Source organism: Aliiruegeria sabulilitoris (assembly GCF_001558155.1).
Taxonomy (GTDB): Bacteria; Pseudomonadota; Alphaproteobacteria; order Rhodobacterales; family Rhodobacteraceae; genus Tropicimonas; species Tropicimonas sabulilitoris.
Genome location: NZ_LOAS01000102.1, coordinates 1 through 1212, shown reverse-complemented (window position 1 = coordinate 1212; position 1212 = coordinate 1). Strand labels below are relative to the sequence as shown.

Here is a 1212-nt window from a genome sequence, read left to right as displayed (position 1 = left end):
CGGTCTTCGCCAATCTGGTGCATTTCCCCACAACCGCACGGACACTCCAAGCTGTCCGGTTCGATCACCTGTTCTATCCACGGCAGGTCCTTGGGCAGGTTGCCACGATTGCGCCGGGCGGTACGACGTGTGGCAGTTCGCGACGGTGCTTGCGCGTCCTGCTGCGTCTCGACCTCGGCCACGGCCGTTTCGAGATCCTCGAACGCCAGTTGTCGCTCGTCTTCATTCAGCTTATCCGACCGATTCCCATGCACGACCTGGTTCAGCTCCGCCACGAGATGCTCCAGGCGCTTGTTGATCTCCTTGAGAGCATCCCGCTCGCGCAGAACCGCCAGAACGGCGTCGCGCTGGTCTTCGGGGATGGCAGAAAGGTCGATGGCGGAGGCGCTGGACATGGGCCAGTTTTACCCCGATCCGGCGCGGATGGCCTGCGATTAAAGCCTCCGAGTCACTCTGCCACAGCTGGTCTGCGCTCCTCCAGCGACCGCACCCGTCGCCACTCCAGGCCGGCGAACAGGGCCTCGAACCGCGCCCGGTTCAGCGTCATGGCTCCGTTTTTAATTGCCGGCCACGTGAATGCGCTCTCCTCCAGCCGTTTGTAGGCCATCCATTGTCCGGCAGGCGATGCTTGCATCGCCGAGAGGAACCAGCCCGGTGGGCTCCGCCCGTTCTTGCCTCAAACTATCCCCCAGACAGTTTGCCGCGCGGTGCGCGGATCGTCGCGAACTCCCAAAAGAGGATTTTCAACCTGTCGGCCCGCTTGGCCCGGAAGACAAACACGGTGCCGGTGAAAGGATCTTCCTGCAGCACCGACTGCACCAGCGCCGCCAACCCGTCATGCCCTTTCCGGAAATCCACCGGGTTCGTCGCCACCAGGATCCGCACGCCCTGCGATGGCATCAGCATGGCCGAGAACCGAGGGCATGGACGATCTCCGCGATACGCCTGGCGGGCGTGTCGGACACCAACTCGATCCTGATCTCGCCAACCACGATCCGGATGCCTTCATCGCCATGGACCTTCTCTCGGAGCGGTTCCTCCGGCTCCGCCTCACATACCACCAACGGCGCAAAGACCGGCTCCTCGACCTCCGGCGCCGGCAGAACCGGCTTTCCCTGCTTCGCCAACCGCCGCAACGCCGAGACTTGGTTCGGCTGAAGGTCGAAACGCTCCGCCACGGCATTCACCGTCGCGCCGGGTTCCAGTGTCTCC

At 63.8% G+C, this 1212-nt stretch carries 4 protein-coding genes; all 4 read right to left on the bottom strand.

Translation table 11 applies throughout. The features are described from left to right. A partial coding sequence (locus AX756_RS24735) for an IS66 family transposase (protein WP_197431146.1) occupies nucleotides 1-395 on the bottom strand: 395 nt, incomplete at its 3' end. Between the two features lie 53 nt (nucleotides 396-448). Next, nucleotides 449-634, bottom strand: coding sequence for an IS66 family insertion sequence element accessory protein TnpB (gene tnpB, locus AX756_RS26715; RefSeq protein ID WP_082739375.1), 186 nt, complete (start codon nucleotides 632-634; stop codon nucleotides 449-451). A gap of 47 nt (nucleotides 635-681) precedes the next feature. Next, a complete protein-coding gene (gene tnpB, locus AX756_RS26710) occupies nucleotides 682-906 on the bottom strand; it encodes an IS66 family insertion sequence element accessory protein TnpB (protein ID WP_082739374.1) in 225 nt (74 codons plus the stop codon). Beyond that, on the bottom strand, nucleotides 900-1212 hold a 313-nt coding region (locus AX756_RS24720), incomplete at its 5' end, for a transposase (RefSeq protein WP_156461696.1). The genes tnpB (AX756_RS26710) and AX756_RS24720, both read right to left, overlap by 7 nt.